The sequence below is a fragment of the Curtobacterium sp. MCBD17_034 genome (genome assembly GCF_003234515.1).
GTDB lineage: Bacteria > Actinomycetota > Actinomycetes > Actinomycetales > Microbacteriaceae > Curtobacterium.
The window spans coordinates 578,561-594,264 of record NZ_QKTN01000001.1 but is presented as its reverse complement, the minus strand read 5'-3'; the positions used below and the strand labels follow the sequence as shown (position 1 = coordinate 594,264).

General features: G+C 73.1%; 13 protein-coding genes. 2 read left to right on the top strand and 11 right to left on the bottom strand.

What is annotated here, in order from left to right:
* Positions 1-43: 43 nt before the first annotated feature.
* From DEI92_RS02840 to DEI92_RS02800, 9 genes are all read right to left on the bottom strand, one after another.
* On the bottom strand, positions 44-1,192 hold the full coding sequence (locus DEI92_RS02840; protein ID WP_111012250.1) for a class I SAM-dependent methyltransferase: 1,149 nt from the start codon (positions 1,190-1,192) through the stop codon (positions 44-46).
* A gap of 38 nt (positions 1,193-1,230) precedes the next feature.
* A complete protein-coding gene (locus tag DEI92_RS02835; RefSeq protein ID WP_111009674.1) occupies positions 1,231-1,644 on the bottom strand; it encodes a heat shock protein transcriptional repressor HspR in 414 nt (137 codons plus the stop codon).
* A gap of 4 nt (positions 1,645-1,648) precedes the next feature.
* Positions 1,649-2,647: a DnaJ C-terminal domain-containing protein gene (locus DEI92_RS02830; RefSeq protein WP_111009675.1), complete on the bottom strand. Its 999-nt coding sequence runs from the start codon at positions 2,645-2,647 to the stop codon at positions 1,649-1,651.
* A gap of 104 nt (positions 2,648-2,751) precedes the next feature.
* Positions 2,752-3,459, bottom strand: coding sequence for a nucleotide exchange factor GrpE (locus tag DEI92_RS02825; RefSeq protein WP_111012249.1), 708 nt, complete (start codon positions 3,457-3,459; stop codon positions 2,752-2,754).
* 3 nt (positions 3,460-3,462) lie between these two features.
* Positions 3,463-5,322 carry a molecular chaperone DnaK gene (gene dnaK, locus DEI92_RS02820; protein WP_111009677.1) on the bottom strand — a complete coding sequence of 620 codons (1,860 nt, stop codon included), beginning with the start codon at positions 5,320-5,322 and terminating at the stop codon, positions 3,463-3,465.
* Between the two features lie 166 nt (positions 5,323-5,488).
* On the bottom strand, positions 5,489-6,748 hold the full coding sequence (locus DEI92_RS02815; RefSeq protein ID WP_111012248.1) for an ABC transporter permease: 1,260 nt from the start codon (positions 6,746-6,748) through the stop codon (positions 5,489-5,491).
* Positions 6,745-7,692 carry an ABC transporter ATP-binding protein gene (locus tag DEI92_RS02810; protein WP_258369968.1) on the bottom strand — a complete coding sequence of 316 codons (948 nt, stop codon included), beginning with the start codon at positions 7,690-7,692 and terminating at the stop codon, positions 6,745-6,747. Before DEI92_RS02810 ends, DEI92_RS02815 begins: the two co-directional genes overlap by 4 nt.
* A gap of 67 nt (positions 7,693-7,759) precedes the next feature.
* Complete coding sequence (locus DEI92_RS02805) at positions 7,760-8,626, bottom strand: alpha/beta fold hydrolase (RefSeq protein ID WP_111012247.1); 867 nt, start codon at positions 8,624-8,626, stop codon at positions 7,760-7,762.
* A 96-nt stretch (positions 8,627-8,722) separates the two neighbouring features.
* On the bottom strand, positions 8,723-9,427 hold the full coding sequence (locus DEI92_RS02800) for a GntR family transcriptional regulator (RefSeq protein WP_111009680.1): 705 nt from the start codon (positions 9,425-9,427) through the stop codon (positions 8,723-8,725).
* A 75-nt stretch (positions 9,428-9,502) separates the two neighbouring features.
* Here DEI92_RS02800 and DEI92_RS02795 point away from each other — a divergent pair, with 75 nt between their 5' ends.
* Positions 9,503-10,690, top strand: coding sequence for an MFS transporter (locus DEI92_RS02795; protein ID WP_181434600.1), 1,188 nt, complete (start codon positions 9,503-9,505; stop codon positions 10,688-10,690).
* Between the two features lie 109 nt (positions 10,691-10,799).
* Here the strand turns inward: DEI92_RS02795 and DEI92_RS02790 are convergent, their stop codons facing one another.
* Positions 10,800-12,017, bottom strand: a complete 1,218-nt coding sequence (locus tag DEI92_RS02790; RefSeq protein WP_111012246.1) for a Vms1/Ankzf1 family peptidyl-tRNA hydrolase — start codon at positions 12,015-12,017, stop codon at positions 10,800-10,802.
* The gene (locus DEI92_RS02785) at positions 11,998-12,309 is read right to left on the bottom strand and encodes a hypothetical protein (protein WP_111009683.1); all 312 of its coding nucleotides are present in this window, start codon (positions 12,307-12,309) and stop codon (positions 11,998-12,000) included. The genes DEI92_RS02790 and DEI92_RS02785 overlap by 20 nt, the downstream gene beginning before the upstream one ends.
* Before the next feature lie 237 nt (positions 12,310-12,546).
* Between DEI92_RS02785 and DEI92_RS02780 the strand changes: the two genes are divergently transcribed.
* Positions 12,547-15,672: a glycoside hydrolase family 2 TIM barrel-domain containing protein gene (locus tag DEI92_RS02780; RefSeq protein WP_111012245.1), complete on the top strand. Its 3,126-nt coding sequence runs from the start codon at positions 12,547-12,549 to the stop codon at positions 15,670-15,672.
* Positions 15,673-15,704: the final 32 nt, after the last annotated feature.

Below are 15,704 nucleotides of genomic sequence, written 5' to 3'. Positions count from 1 at the left end.
GCCGCATGCGCAGTTGTCGTGCGCATGCGCATCAGCGACGAGCTCAGCGGCGCGTCGAGGCCGTCACCGTGAACTTCGGGGTGCGCGTGACCTGCCGGGTCGGCCCCACGAGGCGCTCCAGGATCGGGCGGTAGCGCAGGTGCGAGTTCCAGACGACCCAGAGCTCGCCGCCGGGGCGGAGGACCGTGGCCGCGTGCCGGAACATCTCCACCGCGACGTCCGTGGTCACCGCGGTCTCGTCGTGGAACGGCGGGTTGCACAGCACGAGGTCGGCGCTCTCGTCGTCGAGCTCGTCGCCGGCGTCGGACCGCACCGTCGTCACCCGGTCGCCGACCCCCGCGAGGTCCGCCGTCAGCCGCGCCGAGGTCACGGCCGACGTGGCGACGTCGGTCGCGACGACGTGCACCCCACGCCGACGGCGCGCGACCGCGGTCGCGATCACACCGCTGCCGCACCCCAGGTCGACCACGTCCCGGGCGCCGGGCACCGCTTCGTCGACCACGTCGAGCAACACCCGCGTGCCCTGGTCGAGCGCGGTGCCAGCGAACACCCCGCCGTGCGCGGCGACGGTGAACCCGAGTTCGTCCGAGAACACCCGTCGGGGCCACGGGTCCGTGATCGAGGCCCGGTTCGCCGCGGCACGGAGCGGGTCCGTCGCGACGAGCAGGCGGGAACGGTGGCGTCCCCGGCTGGCCGTGACGTCACCGAACGAGCGGCGAAGGACGTCGTTCTGCGACAGCGTCATGTACTTCGTCCGGCCCCCGGCCAGGAGCACGACGTCGGGAGCGGCGAACCGCGCCACCGATCGGGCGATCTCGTCGAGCCGGTCGAGCGACTTCGGCAGGCGGAACAGCACGAGGCGCGCGTCCTCGAACGCCTCCTCGTCGTTCTGCGGGTGCTGGAAGCCGCCCCGGCCGAACGTGCCGGCGTTGGCGGCGAGCGCCCGCTCCCCCACGAGCGAGTCCTGCAGGACGCGGACCTCGCTCGCGCCGTGCAGCGCGATCACACCGAGGGTGAGCACCCCGAACTGGTCGTCGACGACGGTGACGGCGCCGGGGTGCCGGAGCGCGTCGCCGTGGATGAGCGGCGCCTCGTCGAGCATGAACCGGTCGGTGCCGTCGATCGCCATGAGATCGGGCTCCTCGACCTCCGGGAAACGCCGGAAGTGGTCCACGAAGTCGAACGAGGGCATCGTGGGAGGCTACCGGGCCGCGCTGGGAACGCGGGGCCTCAGTCCCCCCGGGGACGCCAGAGCACGACGGCCGTGTTGCGCTCCGGCCGGGACCCCGCACGGAGCGGCACCGCGCCTCCGGTCATGGTGGCCGCGAAGATCCGTGCGCCGGGACGGCTGATGAGCTCGTCGGCGAGTGCGCTCTCGAGCTCGCGGACCCGGGCGCGGAGCGCGGTGTTCTCGTTCTCGAGGTCGATCACGCGGCGGATGCCCTCGAGGCTGACGCCCTCGGCGCCGAGCCGGGCGACCTCGCGCAGCTGCGTGACGTCGCGCATGGAGTACCGGCGGGACCCACCCCGCGTCCGCTGCGGCACGACCAGCCCGAGCCGGTCGTACTGCCGCAGCGTCTGCGGGTGGAGCCCCGCCAGTTCCGCCGCCATCGCGATCGCGAGGACCGGCGAGTACTCGTCCATGGCCTCAGGACTCCCGGGCGCGCGCGATCAGGTCGTCGCGCGGGTTCTCGGCCGGGAGGGCCGTGGCGAGTGCCTCCACCGCCTCGCGTGCCGACGGGGTCAGGTGGGACGGCACGGCGACCTGGACGGTCGCGAGCAGGTCGCCCGTCCCGTTCTTCGTCGTCACGCCGCGGCCCTTGACGCGCAGGACGCGTCCGGACGGGGTCCCCGGAGCCACCCGGAGCTTGACCGGGCCGCCGCCGAGCGTCGGGACCTCGATGGTGGCGCCGAGCGCGGCCTCGACGAACGTCACGGGGACGTCAACGCGGAGGTTCAGCCCGTCGCGCTCGAACACCGGGTGCTTGCGGACCTGCACGGTCACGACGAGGTCGCCGGCCTCGCCACCGTCGGGGCTCGGCTCGCCCCGACCCTTGAGCCGGATCTTCTGGCCGTCGGCCACACCTGCGGGGATGCGGACGTTGACGGGGCGTCCGGAGCCCTGCGTCAGCTTGACCGTGTCGCCCGCGATGGCGGTCGTGAAGTCGAGCGTGGTCGACGCGGTGACGTCGCGGCCCTTCGTCGGACCGCCGAACCCGCGGTAGCCGCCGGAGGACTGGCCGAAGCCACCGCCCCCGCCGAACATGCCGCCGAGGATGTCCTCGAAGCCACCGCCGCCGCCCTGGCCGAAGCGGACGCGTTGACCGCCGCCGCCCCCACCGAACATGCCGCCGAAGACGTCCTCGAAGCCACCGGCACCGCCCGGCGCACCCGCCGTGAAGCGCGCACCGGAGCCCATGGCGCGGATCTGGTCGTACTCGGCGCGCTGCTCCTTGTCGGAGAGCACGGAGTAGGCCTCGGAGATCTCCTTGAACTTCGCCTCAGCCGAGGCGTTACCCGGGTTCGAGTCCGGGTGGTACTGCCGCGCGAGCTTGCGGTAGGTCTTCTTGATGTCCGCGTCCGACGCGTCCTTGGAGACGCCGAGGACCGCGTAGAAGTCCTTGTCGAACCAGTCCTGACTGGCCAACCGACACCTCCTTCGTCATGTCGTCTCGGGGTCCCGGGGCGGGTCGCACCCGGAACCGGGGCGAGCGGGAGCCCACACGGGCTCCCGCTCGCCGGGGTCGATCGTCAGGCGGGCACCGACACCGCGACCTTGGCGGCGCGGAGCACCCGCTCGCCGAGCTTGTAGCCCGGCTCGACGACGTCGGCGACGGTCTGTTCCGTCGCACCCTGCGTCGGGAGCTGCACGATCGCCTCGTGGACCTGCGGGTCGAACTTCTCGCCCTTCTCGCCGATCGGGGTGAGGCCGAAGCGGTCGAACCCGCCGCGGAGCTTCGACGCGATGACCTGCATCGGGCCCTCGGCGAGGTCGCCGTGGGCCTCGGCGCGGTTGAGGTCGTCGAGTGCCGGGAGCAGCGCGCGCACGACCTCGGCGATCACGGCGTCGCGGTTGGCCTCGCGGTCGCGCTCGACGCGCTTCCGGAAGTTCACCAGCTCGGCCTGTGCCCGGAGCATGTCCGCGCGCATCTCGGCGACCAGGTCGCGCTCGTCGACGGTGAGTGTGTCCTCGCGGAGGCCGCGGGCCGCGTCGTCGAGCAGTGCCTGGTCCTCCGGGCTCAGCTCGACGTCGGCGTCCTCGGCGTCCACCAGGTCCTCGGTGCCGTCGACGTCTGCCGTGCCGCCGTCCTCGGACGTCTGGCCGGGGGTGCCGGCGGGGGCGTCGTCCGCCCCCGCCGCCGACTCCGACCGCAGCTCGCCCGTCTCGGGGTCGATCCGCCGCTTGTCGCGGACGATCGGCTCCTCGTGTTCGTTCTCGTTGCGGTTCTCGTCTGTCATGGGTTACTTCTTGTCGTCCTCGTCGTCCACGACCTCGGCGTCGACGATGTCCTCGTCGTCACCGGTCGCGGCACCGTCGGTCGCACCGGCGGCACCGGCTGCGTCGGCCTGCTGGCCCTGGGCGTAGATCGCCTGGCCCAGCTTGCTCTGCGACTCGTTCAGCTTGTCGAACGCGGACTTGACCGCCGCGTCGTCGTCGCCGTTGAGCGCGGACTTGAGCGCGTCGACGTCACCCTGGACCTCGGACTTGACGTCCGCGGGGAGCTTGTCGTCGTTCTCCTTGATGAGCTTCTCGATCGAGTAGGCGAGCTGCTCGGCCGAGTTGCGGGTCTCCTGGGCCTCACGACGCGCCTTGTCCTCGGCCGCGTGCTCCTCGGCCTCGCGGACCATGCGCTCGATGTCGTCCTTGGACAGCGACGAGCCGCCCGAGATGACCATCGACTGCTCCTTGCCGGTGCCCTTGTCCTTCGCGGACACGTGCACGATGCCGTTGGCGTCGATGTCGAACGTGACCTCGATCTGCGGGATGCCGCGCGGGGCCGGTGCGATGCCGGTGAGCTCGAACGTGCCGAGCGCCTTGTTGTCGCGGGTGAACTCGCGCTCGCCCTGGAACACCTGGATCGCGACCGACGGCTGGTTGTCGTCGGCGGTCGTGAAGGTCTCGCTGCGCTTGGTCGGGATCGCGGTGTTGCGGTCGATGAGCTTGGTCATCGTGCCGCCCTTGGTCTCGATGCCGAGCGAGAGCGGCGTGACGTCGATGAGGAGGACGTCCTTGCGCTCGCCCTTGAGGACACCGGCCTGCAGCGCGGCGCCGACGGCGACGACCTCGTCCGGGTTGACGCCCTTGTTCGGCTCCTTGCCACCGGTGAGCTGCCGCACGACGTCGGCCACGGCCGGCATGCGGGTGGAGCCACCGACGAGCACGACGTGTGCGATGTCGGAGACCTTGACCCCGGCCTCGCGGATGACGTCGTTGAACGGCTTCTTGGTGCGGTCGAGCAGGTCGGAGGTCATCTGCTCGAACTGCGCGCGCGAGATGGTCTCGTCGAGGTTGAGGGGGCCGTCGCTCGTCAGCGTGAGGTACGGGAGCTGGATGCTCGCGCTCATCTGGGAGCTGAGCTCCTTCTTCGCCTGCTCCGCGGCCTCCTTGAGGCGCTGGCGCGCGATCTTGTCCGTGGACAGGTCGACACCGTGGGCGTCCTTGAACTTCTTGACGAGGTGGTCGACGATCCGGGCGTCCCAGTCGTCACCACCGAGGCGGTTGTCACCGGCGGTGGCGCGGACCTGGATGGTGGAGAAGTCGTCGTCCTTGCCCACCTCGAGCAGGGAGACGTCGAAGGTGCCACCACCGAGGTCGAAGACGAGGATGAGCTCGTCCTCCTTGCCCTTGTCGAGGCCGTACGCGAGCGCCGCGGCGGTGGGCTCGTTGATGATGCGGAGCACGTTGAGGCCGGAGATCTCACCGGCCTCCTTCGTGGCCTGCCGCTCGGCGTCGTTGAAGTACGCCGGCACCGTGATGACGGCGTCGGTGACGTCCTCGCCCAGGTACTGCTCCGCGTCGCGCTTGAGCTTGCCGAGGATGCGCGCCGAGATCTCCTGCGGGGTGTACCCCTTGCCGTCGACGTCGACCTTCCAGTTCGTGCCCATGTGGCGCTTGACCGAGGCGATGGTGCGGTCGACGTTCGTGACGGCCTGCCGCTTGGCGGTCTCGCCGACGAGGACCTCGCCGTCCTTCGTGAACGCCACGATCGACGGCGTGGTGCGCATGCCCTCGGCGTTCGCGATGACGGTGGGCTCACCACCCTCGAGGACCGAGACGACCGAGTTGGTCGTTCCGAGGTCGATGCCTACTGCACGTCCCATGTGTTGGGTCTCCTTCTGTTGGTGCTGGCCCTGCCGTCACGGCGGGACCGATGGAAGTCGTCGCAGGACTTGCGCCTGCTGGACTCAACTTTACTCACCACCAGCTGGACGTCAAGTCCACGTGCCGGAACTTGCGTCGATCCGACGCAAGTCCGTGTGTGCTCGGTCAGGAGGCCGAGGACGAGTCCGTCGGTCGGCGCGCGGACCGCCAGGACCGCACCTGCCGCAGCGTCACCTTGCTGCCGTACTGCGCGACGGAATGCCGGAAGAGGAACACCGCGAAGCGGAGGACGAGGAACGCCGCCACGTAGAGCTCGAGGACGCACACCACCGACGCGACCGGGTCCAGGGTCCCCATCGCGTTCCGGAGCATCGCGGTGACCGGCGTGAACGTCGGGAAGTACGTGAACACCGCCGTCACCGGGGACGTCGGGTTCGTCAGCACGAAGAACACCGCGTACACGGGGATGAGCACCGAGAACAGCGCCACCGACTGCAGCGCACTGGCGTCCTTGATGGTCGGTACCGCGGCGCCGACCGTCACGAACAGGCTCGACGCCAGGAGCACGCCGCCGACGAGCAGCAGCGCCCCGACGAGCATCCGCCACGGGTCGACGGGGATCGGCCCGAACCGCGCCGCCAGCACGGGCAGGACGACCCCGATCGTCGCGAGCGACGGCACGAGGAACACCGCGAGCTGCACGAGCACGACGAGCAGCATCGCGATCACCTTGCCGCGGACGAGCACGGTCGCGTCGAGCGTCGTCAGGATCATCTCGGAGATGCGGTTCTCCTTCTCCTCGACCACGACCGTGACCATGCGCGCCGCCAGCAGCAGCACGAGCGCGAAGAACGCCGCCGCGAACACCATCGGCGGGAGCGCGGACGCCCATCCGGGGGCGACGTGTCCGTGCGCGTAGGCGGTGACGTTCGTGGCGGGGGTCCCCCGCAGGAGCCGGACGGCCTCCGGGTCGTGCACGCGTGCGGCGACGCTCGCGTGCAGGACCTTCGTCGCCGTGTTCGCGTACTTCTGGTTGCCGAAGAGTCCGGCGTCGCGTGCCGCGACCTCGATCGTGCCCGTCGCCGGGTCGGCCGGGAACTCGACGAAGGCGTCGAGCGTGCCGGCACGGACGCGGGCGACCGCCGCCCGCGCGTCGGACGTGGGCGTGCCTCCCCACCGTGCCGCGACCCGTTCCGAGACGAGACCCGAGTGGTCGACGTACGTGAACGGGACCTTCGTCGCCGCACCGATGCTCGTGACGGAGTCGGCTCCGGCCGCGTTGCCCGCGCCCACGAGCAGCCCGACGACGACGATGAGCACGGGGAGCGCCAGCGTGCCGATCCAGAACGACGGCTTCTTGATGGTGCGGACGAACTCGAACCGGACGACGGTGCCCAACCGGCCGCTGCCGAACCGCCCGCTCACGCCCGGGCCTCCGCCGCGACCGGCGTGGGCACGGGCGTCTCGACACCGGCGTCGTGCCCGTAGACCTGCACGAAGATCTCGTCGAGCGGGATGCGCCGCATCTCGAACCCGGTCACACCGATGCCTGCCGCGACGAGCGAGGCCAGGAGGTCCGCGCCGTCGGTCGGCTCGGTCGGCGCCAGGTCGGTCACGTGGCCCTCGCGCCGGATGACGCGGTAGCGCGGGCTCACGGGGACCTCGCGCTCGGCGTGCACGCGGGCGACGGCCCCGCCGAACAGGTCCTGCACCTCGGGGATCGACCCGTACGCCGCCGCGACACCGTCACGGAGGAGCAGGATCCGGTCGCAGAGCCGCTCGACCTCGTCCATGTGGTGCGTCACCAGGATGACGGTCGCGCCGTCGGCCCGGCGTTCGTCGACGAGGTCGAGCAGCAACCGCCGGTTCACCGGGTCCAGGCCCTTGGTCGGCTCGTCGAGGATGAGCAGCCGGGGCCGGTCCATGATCGTGATGCCGAGCTGGACCTTCTGCTGCTGACCGCCGGACAGCTTGTCGACGCGGAGCCGCGCCTTGTCGGCGAGCCCGACGCGCTCGAGGTACGCCTGCGACCACACGCTCGCGTGCCGCGACGTCATCCCCTTGAGCCGCGCGAAGTACGTCATGACGTCGAGGACGGTCTCCTTGCGGTAGAGCCCGCGGTCCTCGGGCAGGTACCCGACCCCGCCGCCTGCCGTGGCCCGGTAGCGGGCACCGTCGATCGTCAGGGAGCCGGACGTCGGCTCGGTGATGCCGAGGAGCGCCCGGATCGTGGTCGTCTTGCCCGAACCGTTGCTGCCGAGCAGTCCGAAGGTCTCACCCGCACCCACCTGGAACGACAGGCCGTCCACCACCGTGCGGTCACCGAACCGCATCACGAAGTCGTCGACGGCGATCGCGGCACCGGACACGTGGCCTCCTCGGGTGGGGTCGCTGCCGAACCTACCCGGAAGGACCGGCGCTCCGTGCGTCCGGCGCTCAGGCGTCCGCGAGGAACCCGTCGAGCAACCTCGCGGTCGCCTCCGGAGCCTCGATCGCCGGGCTGTGCGCGCTGTCCGGGATCACCGCGTACCGCGCGCCGAGCCGTTCGGCCATGTCGTGCTGCCACACCTGCGGCCACGCTGCGTCGTCCTCGCCGTGCGCGACGAGGGTCGGCAGCCCGGTGTCCCGGAGCGCCGCGGTGGTGTCGTCGGGCAGCTCGAGGATCGCGGCCGTCGTCGTGATGCCGACCGTGCTCGACCGGTCCATCCGCATGCGGGCGAACCGCGTCGCCTGGTCGAGGGCCGCGTCCGCGACGCCGATCGCGATCGGGTTCTGGGCGTCGAACAGCGCCCGGTTGCCCTGCTCCGCCGCCAGACGCCGAGCCAGGAACATCCGGTTCGGCCACCCGTGCGGCCCGGAGCACAACATCGTGACGGACCGGAACGCGCTCGGGCTCGCGATGGCCGCCGCCCGCGCGATCACACCGCCCAGCGAGTGCCCGAGCAGGTGCACGGGCGCGCCGTCGTCGACCAGGGCCGCGACCCGGACGACGTCGGCCGCTTCCTCGTCGAGCGTGTACGCAGCCGGGTCCGCGGGCGCCGCCGAGTCCCCCTGCCCCCGCCTGCTCATCGCGAGCACCGACCACCCCGCATCGCGCAGGAGCGGCACGAGCGGGCGGAAGTCCTCCTTGGACCCGGTGAACCCGGGCACGAGCAGGACGCTGCCGCGGCTCGGGCCGTCCGGCAGGCCGCGGTACGCGGTCAGCCGACCGACGGGCAGGTCGACCCCGACGACGTCGACGCCGTCGGGGGTGGGCAGGTCGCCGAACGGCGGGACAGTCTGGAGGCGGTGCACGCGACCCATGCTGCTCCTCCCGTCCGACGTCGGCCCGGAGACGCGGCGTCGGCCTGGAGGCGCGGCGTCGGCCCGGAGACGCGGCGTCGGCCCGGAGACGCGGCGTCAGTCGAGCGTGCTGCTCCCGACCACGGCCATGCCGGCGCCGCGCAGGCGGCGCCGCTCCTGCGCGATGAACGCCATGAGGCGGTCGTTCGTGCCGGAGACGTGGGCGGCGAGGAGCTCCGCGGCGCGGTCCGCATCCCGCCTCGCGACGGCGTCGAGGATGGCGCTGTGCTCGTCCCACGCGGCGTCCCGGGCCTCGGGCGTGCGCACCTCGAGCCACCGGCTCCGTTCCAGGCGGGTCATCGCGTCGGCGATCGCCTCGGTGACGAACCGGTTGCCGCCGAGCGTGGCGAGGTCGAGGTGGAACGTGCTGCCGGCCTGCACGCCGGCGGCCTCGTCGGGCGCCGGACGGAGGGTCTCGAGGTGCGCCCGGACCTCGGCGAGCGCCGCGTCCGTCGCGCGCTCCACCGCCAGACGGGCGGCGGCCGGCTCGAGCACGACGCGGAGTTCGGCGAGCGCTGCGATCTCGTCGAGGTCGATCGGCGTGACGGTCCACGACCGCCCCTCGTGCAGGATGAGACCCTCGCGTTCGAGACGGGACAGCGCTGCCCGGACGGGCGTGCGTGAGGCGTGGAACCGGGCCTCCAGACCGCGTTCCGAGATCCGCTCGCCGGGCGCGATGCCGAGCGACAGGATCGCGGCCCGCAGGTTGTCGTAGAGCAGGGTGGTCTGCGACACGGGCGCGGCGTCGATCGGTGCGGTCACGGTCGGTCAGCGTAGCCGAGGGGCCCGCGCGATGGTATACCGTCTTGGTATACCAACGACCCGGGAGGCGGTGACATGGCGACGACGACGGTCACCACGACGAGGGCGTGGGTCATGCTCGCCCTCGGCGTCGCCGCACAGGCCACGGGGACGCTCGTGGTCTCGGCGCCCGCGTTCCTCATCCCCCTCCTCACCCGGCAGGGCATGCCGCTCACGGCCGCGGGGTTCCTGGCCGGCGCGCCGACGTTCGGCATGGTCCTGACCCTCATCGCCTGGGGCGCCGTGACCGACCGACACGGCGAGCGCGTCGTCATCGCCGGGGGCCTGGTGCTCACCGCCCTCGCCACGACCGGCGCCCTGCTCGCCGCGGGGAACCCGGTCCTCCTCGGCGTCGCGTTCCTCGCCGCGGGGATGACGAGCGCCTCGACGAACGCCGCCAGCGGCCGCGTGGTCGTCGGCTGGTTCCCGAAGCACCGGCGCGGACTCGCGATGGGGATCCGTCAGATGTCGCAGCCGCTCGGGGTCACGCTCGCGGCGCTGACCGTCCCGACCATCGCCGGGAGCGCGGGGGTCCGCGCGGCGCTCGTGCTGCCGATCGCGCTCACCGCCCTGCTCGCCGTCTGCTGTGCGCTCGCCGTGGTGGATCCGCCGCGTCCGAGCCGGGACGCCGCGGAGGTCGTGACGAACCCCTACCGCGAGTCCGCGTTCCTCTGGCGCATCCACGCCGTGTCCGTGTTGCTCGTCGTGCCCCAGTTCACGCTCTCGACGTACGGCCTCGTGTGGCTGACGCGGGACCTCGGCTGGAGCGCGCTCGCCGCCGGGGTGCTCGTCGGCGCGTCGCAGTTCGTCGGTGCGCTCGGGCGGATCGTCGTCGGGCTGTGGAGCGACCGTGCCGGGTCCCGCGTCGGACCCCTACGCGTCGTGGCCGTGTCCGCCGCCGTCGTGATGGGCGTCCTCGCGGCCGTCGACGCGACGCACTTGGCCGCCGCCGCCGTGTTCCTCGTCGTGGCGACCGCCGTGACCGTGGCGGACAACGGGCTCGCGTTCACCTCCGTCGCCGAGGCCGCGGGGCCGCACTGGTCGGGTCGGGCGCTCGGGGCGCAGAACACGGGGCAGTTCGTGGCGGCGTCGGCGGTCGGACCCGGGGTCGGCGCCCTGGTCGGCGCGGTGGGGTTCGCCGGGAGCTTCCTCGTCGTCGCGGCGTTGCCCGTCGTCGCCCTGGCCCTCGTCCCGCGGAGGGACCGGGAGCACCGCCCGGCCTGACCGCCCCCCTTCACCCTCCGCCTCCCGCCGCCTCCCTCCGCGAGATCGCAGTATTTGCCGCTCTGGAGGCCCGCGGAACGGCATCTCCTGCGATCTCGCGGAAGGGAGGTCAGCCCCGGTCGGGGCCCTCGCCCCGCCCGGTCGCACCGGCCGCGGGCCCCGCCCCGGGCACGTCCGGCCCGACGTGCCAGCGGAGCAACGCGGCGACCGGCGCCCCGGACGGCACGGACGCCGCGTTCACGAGCACGACCTCCGCGTCGGTCACGAGCGCCGCACGGGTGATGCCGACCGCAGCCGGGACGGACCCGAGCACGGTGGTGCCGAGGGCCTCCTCGGGCGCGGTCGCGATCCACGGCGCGGCGTCGAGCGCGAGCACCGTGCGGTCCTCGAACGCGGCCGGGTCGACGACGACGATCGACGCCTGCGCCTGCTGGAGCGCCGACACGACCGGCCCGACACCGGTGACGGCCTCGCGGTCGCCACGGCCGACGTGCGTGCGGAGCAGGTCCTCCACGTCGTGGCGGCGCTGGGCCACCACCCGCGCGAGGGCGATCTCGACGTGCTCGACGAGGGCGTTCTCGGATGCGTCCGGTGCCCGGGTGTCGACCGGCACCTCGGACACGAGTGGCCGGGTCGCGGTGCTCAGCTGGTCGATGAACAGCTGGCGCGCGCGGATGTCCCCGGCGACGACCACGAGCCGCGGCCGCAGCCGGTCGACCGCCTGTTCGACGGCCTCGACGACCTGTGCCTCGTTCTCGCGCCAGATCTCCTCGGTGTGGTGCTGCCAGCGCAGGTGCGCCCAGCCGCCGCCCTGGAACTTGTGGAGGGTGTCCGTACGCCCCTCGACGTACTCCTCCTCCTGCTGCCCGCTCGGCTCGGCGTGCCCGAGCCGGTAGGCGCGGTAGCCGCCGCCCTCGCGTCCGACCTCGACCACGAGGAACGGCACGTCGAGCGGCCGGTGGGCGAGCAGCGGCACGAGGTCCGGGACGGCGCCGTACCCGACGCTCTCGGGTCCGTGCATGTGCCCGGGCAGGACCTCGCTGACGACGAGCTCGCCGTCGCGCGCCAGGACGAACCGAGCGACCGGGGCCGGCACGCCGGGTGCCTCACCGAGTTCGCGTTCGATCGCCTCGACGTCGGCGGACGGTGCCCCCTGCGCCATGAGCTGGTCGCGGGCGGCGCGGACCTGGAGCGCGGCGAGGTGCTGCGGGTCCTCCCGGTCGCCCGAGACGTCGACGTAGGCCCACGACCAGGTGCCGGGCTGCGCGAGGAGGGCAGCGAGCCCCCGGTGTTCCTCCGAGACCTGCTCAGCGGTCGTCGGCGCCATGGTCCACCACCTTCCCCTCCGAGACCTGGTCCGTCTCGGTCGTGTACACGGTCGTGTCGATGCCGTCGGCGTCGTCCTCGGGCAGCGCGTGCGTCGCGTCGTCGACGAACTCGCCGTCGTAGCCGGACGCCGCGAGGGTCTCGGGGGCGTCGGTGTCGTCGGTGACGGGTTCCGATTGCCGGAACTCCTCCACGTGGGACGAACTGCCGTGCCCCTGGACGATGCTCTGCGCCTCGTGCGCCATCTGCTCGTCGACCTCCGGGCTGTGGGTGGTGTTGCCCCGTTCGATCATGTCGATCTCCTTCCGTCGGTCCCGCCATGGTCGGCGGCCGCGCCTGCGTGTGTCCGCAGCTCACGGCGGACGTCGAGGTCGGGAGGGCCGGGGCGGGCCGGTCCCGCGCCTCCCGTCCGGCGGGCGCCCCGTACCGACGGGACGCCCGGGCCGCAGGGGACGCTCGCTAGGGTTGAGGCACCCGCCGGCCGGCGGACCAGGATCGACGACGACCCTCGCGGTCGAGGACAGCACCCAATGACGGACATCGCCACCGCGCCCGCTCCCCGGGCGATCTCGGACCTCCACTCGACCGCTCCCGGCTCGGCCTCGCGCCGTCGCCCCCGCGCCCACCTGCACACCGACGCACCGTCGCTGTCGCTCGACGGGGACTGGAGGTTCCGCTGGTCGCCCGTCGCCGAGGTCGCCGAGGACTTCGCGGCCGACACGTTCGACGACGCCGACTGGCAGACCCTGCCCGTCCCGTCGCACTGGGTGCTGCACGGGCACGGCGCGCCGATCTACACGAACGTGCAGTACCCGTTCCCGATCGACGCACCGCACCCGCCGGAGGAGAACCCGACGGGCGACCACCGCCGCACGTTCGAGCTCCCGGCGTCGTTCGCGGACGCAGACCGGGTCGTCCTGCGGTTCGACGGGGTCGAGTCGCACTTCCGCGTCTGGCTCAACGGCGTCGAGGTCGGCTGGTCGACGGGGTCGCGCCTCGTGACCGAGTTCGACGTCACGGCGCTGCTCCGCCCGGGCCCGAACACGGTCGCGGTCCGGGTGCACCAGTGGTCCGCCGCGAGTTACCTCGAGGACCAGGACCAGTGGTGGTTGCCCGGGGTCTTCCGCGACGTCACGCTGCTCGCGCGCCCGGTCGCCGCGATCGAGGACGCCTTCGTCCGCGCCGACTGGGCTCCGCTGCTCGCGTCGGCCGCCGCCGCCGGCACCGCTGCGTCCGGCGCCCCCGCCACCGGCGTCGGTACCGTCACGGTCGAGCTCGACGCCGTGTTCCCGGTGGTGTTCCGGATCCCGGAGCTCGGCCTGGAGGAACGGTGGGCGACCGCCGCGGACGTCCAGCCCGTCACGCTGCCGGCCGTCGAGCCCTGGAGCGCCGAGGTCCCCCGCCGGTACGAGGCGACCCTGACGTCGGGGACGGCCGCGGGCGGGACGGGCGCTGGCGAGACCGTGACGCTGCGACTCGGGTTCCGCACGGTCGAGATCCGCGGCGACCGGTTCCTCGTCAACGGCGAGCGCGTCGTGTTCCACGGTGTCAACCGGCACGAGACGCACCCGGAGCGGGGCCGCGTGTTCGACGAGGCCCACGCGCGCGCGGACATGGCGATGATGAAGCGCGCGAACGTCAACGCCATCCGAACCTCGCACTACCCGCCGCACCCCCGCGTGCTCGACCTCGCCGACGAGCTCGGGTTCTGGGTGGTCCTCGAGTGCGACCTCGAGACGCACGGGTTCGAGCACCTGGGCTGGGCCGGCAACCCGTCGGACGACCCGGCGTGGCAGGACGCATACCTCGACCGCATCGCCCGGACCGTGGAGCGGGACAAGAACCACCCGTCGATCGTCCTGTGGTCCCTCGGCAACGAGTCCGGCACGGGCCGGAACCTCGCGGCGATGTCGCACTGGGTCCACCGCCGTGACCGCTCGCGCCCGGTCCACTACGAGGGCGACTACACGGGCTCCTACACGGACGTCTACTCGCGCATGTACCCCTCGCTCGTCGAGACCGAGTCGATCGGCGGCGGCCCCGTCGTGACCCCGCTCCTCGGGTGCGGTCCGGCCGAGGCGGCACGCCAGCGGTCGAAGCCGTTCCTGCACTGCGAGTACGTGCACGCGATGGGCAACGGACCGGGCCAGATCGCGGAGTACGAGGCCCTCGTGGACCGGTACCCGCGCCTCCACGGCGGGTTCGTGTGGGAGTGGCGCGACCACGGCCTGCTCAGCCACACGGCCGACGGCACCCCCTACCACGCGTACGGCGGCGACTTCCGCGAGGTCGTGCACGACGGCAACTTCGTGATGGACGGTCTGGTCCTGCCCGACGACACCCCGACGCCCGGACTCGCCGAGTTCGCCGCGGTCGTCGCGCCGATCCGGATCAGCGTCTCCACGACGGTCGCCGGGGGCACGGTGCTCGTCGAGAACCGGTACCACTCCGCGTCGACCGCCGGACTGCGCTTCTGTTGGACGCTCGAGCGCGACGGCGTCGCGGTCGCGGCCGGGAGGCTCGCCCCGGGCCTGGTCGCGGCCGGCGCCTCCGCCACGGTGCCGGTCCCGCCCGAGGTCCTCGCGGTCGCCGCCGAGGGCGTCGCGGGCGAGTTGTTCCTCGACGTGACGGCCGAACTCGCCGGGCCGACCACGTGGGCCGACACCGGGCACGTCATCGCCCGCACGCAGGTGCCCGTCCCCGTCGTGGCGGACGCCACCGGCCGGGCGACCGACGCTCGCGGGGTGGGCACGCACCGGGCCTCCCGGCCGTCGTGGCAGGGCGACGCCCTGGGGATCGCGACGTTCGACGCCCGAGGCGACCTGGCGACGTGGCACGGCCTGCCCGTCGCCGGGCCGCGCCTCGAGCTCTGGCGCGCGCCCACCGACAACGACCGCGGTGCGTCCCAGGGCTCGTACGAGGTCGCCGACCCCGCGCTCACCCTGGGCGTCGGCGGCATCGCTCCCGCCTCGGCCGTGCGGTGGGAGGCCCACGGGCTGCACCGCCTGACGCACCGGCTGGTCGCCGTCGAGCGCACCGAGCACGGGCTCGTCCAGCGGGTCCGGGTGTCCGCGGCGAACAGCGGCGCCGGGGTCGACGTCGTGCACCGGTGGACCGCGACCGCCGAGGGCGTGCTGCTCCGCACCGAGGCCGTCCCCTTCGGCGCGTGGGACTGCACCTGGCCGCGGGTCGGCGTCCGGTTCGGCCTGCCCGGTTCGCTGGCCGACTCGGACGTGACCTGGCTCGGGACGGGGCCCGACGAGTCCTACGCCGACTCGTCCCACGCCGTCCGCGTCGGTCGGTTCACCGCCGAGGTCGACGACCTGTCCGTCCGGTACTCACGGCCCCAGGAGACCGGGCACCGGCCGGACCTGCGGTGGCTCGAGCTCGGGCCGCTCCGCGTGACGACCGTGCCCGCGGCGGGATCCGGGCACGGCGCGCACGCGGGTCACCGCGCGGGGTTCACGCTGTCGCGCTGGACCGCGCAGCAGATCACCGCGGCCGGGCACCCGCACGAGCTGCCGGCCTCGGACGCGCTGTACCTGTACCTCGACGAGGCGCAGCACGGGCTCGGGTCGCGCGCGTGCGGGCTCGACGTCCTGCCGGAGCACCAGCTGTGGCCGGCGGCGCGGGCGTGGGAGGTGCTGCTCGGGTAGGGCACCCGGGCCTGCCGGCGTCGCACCGGTTC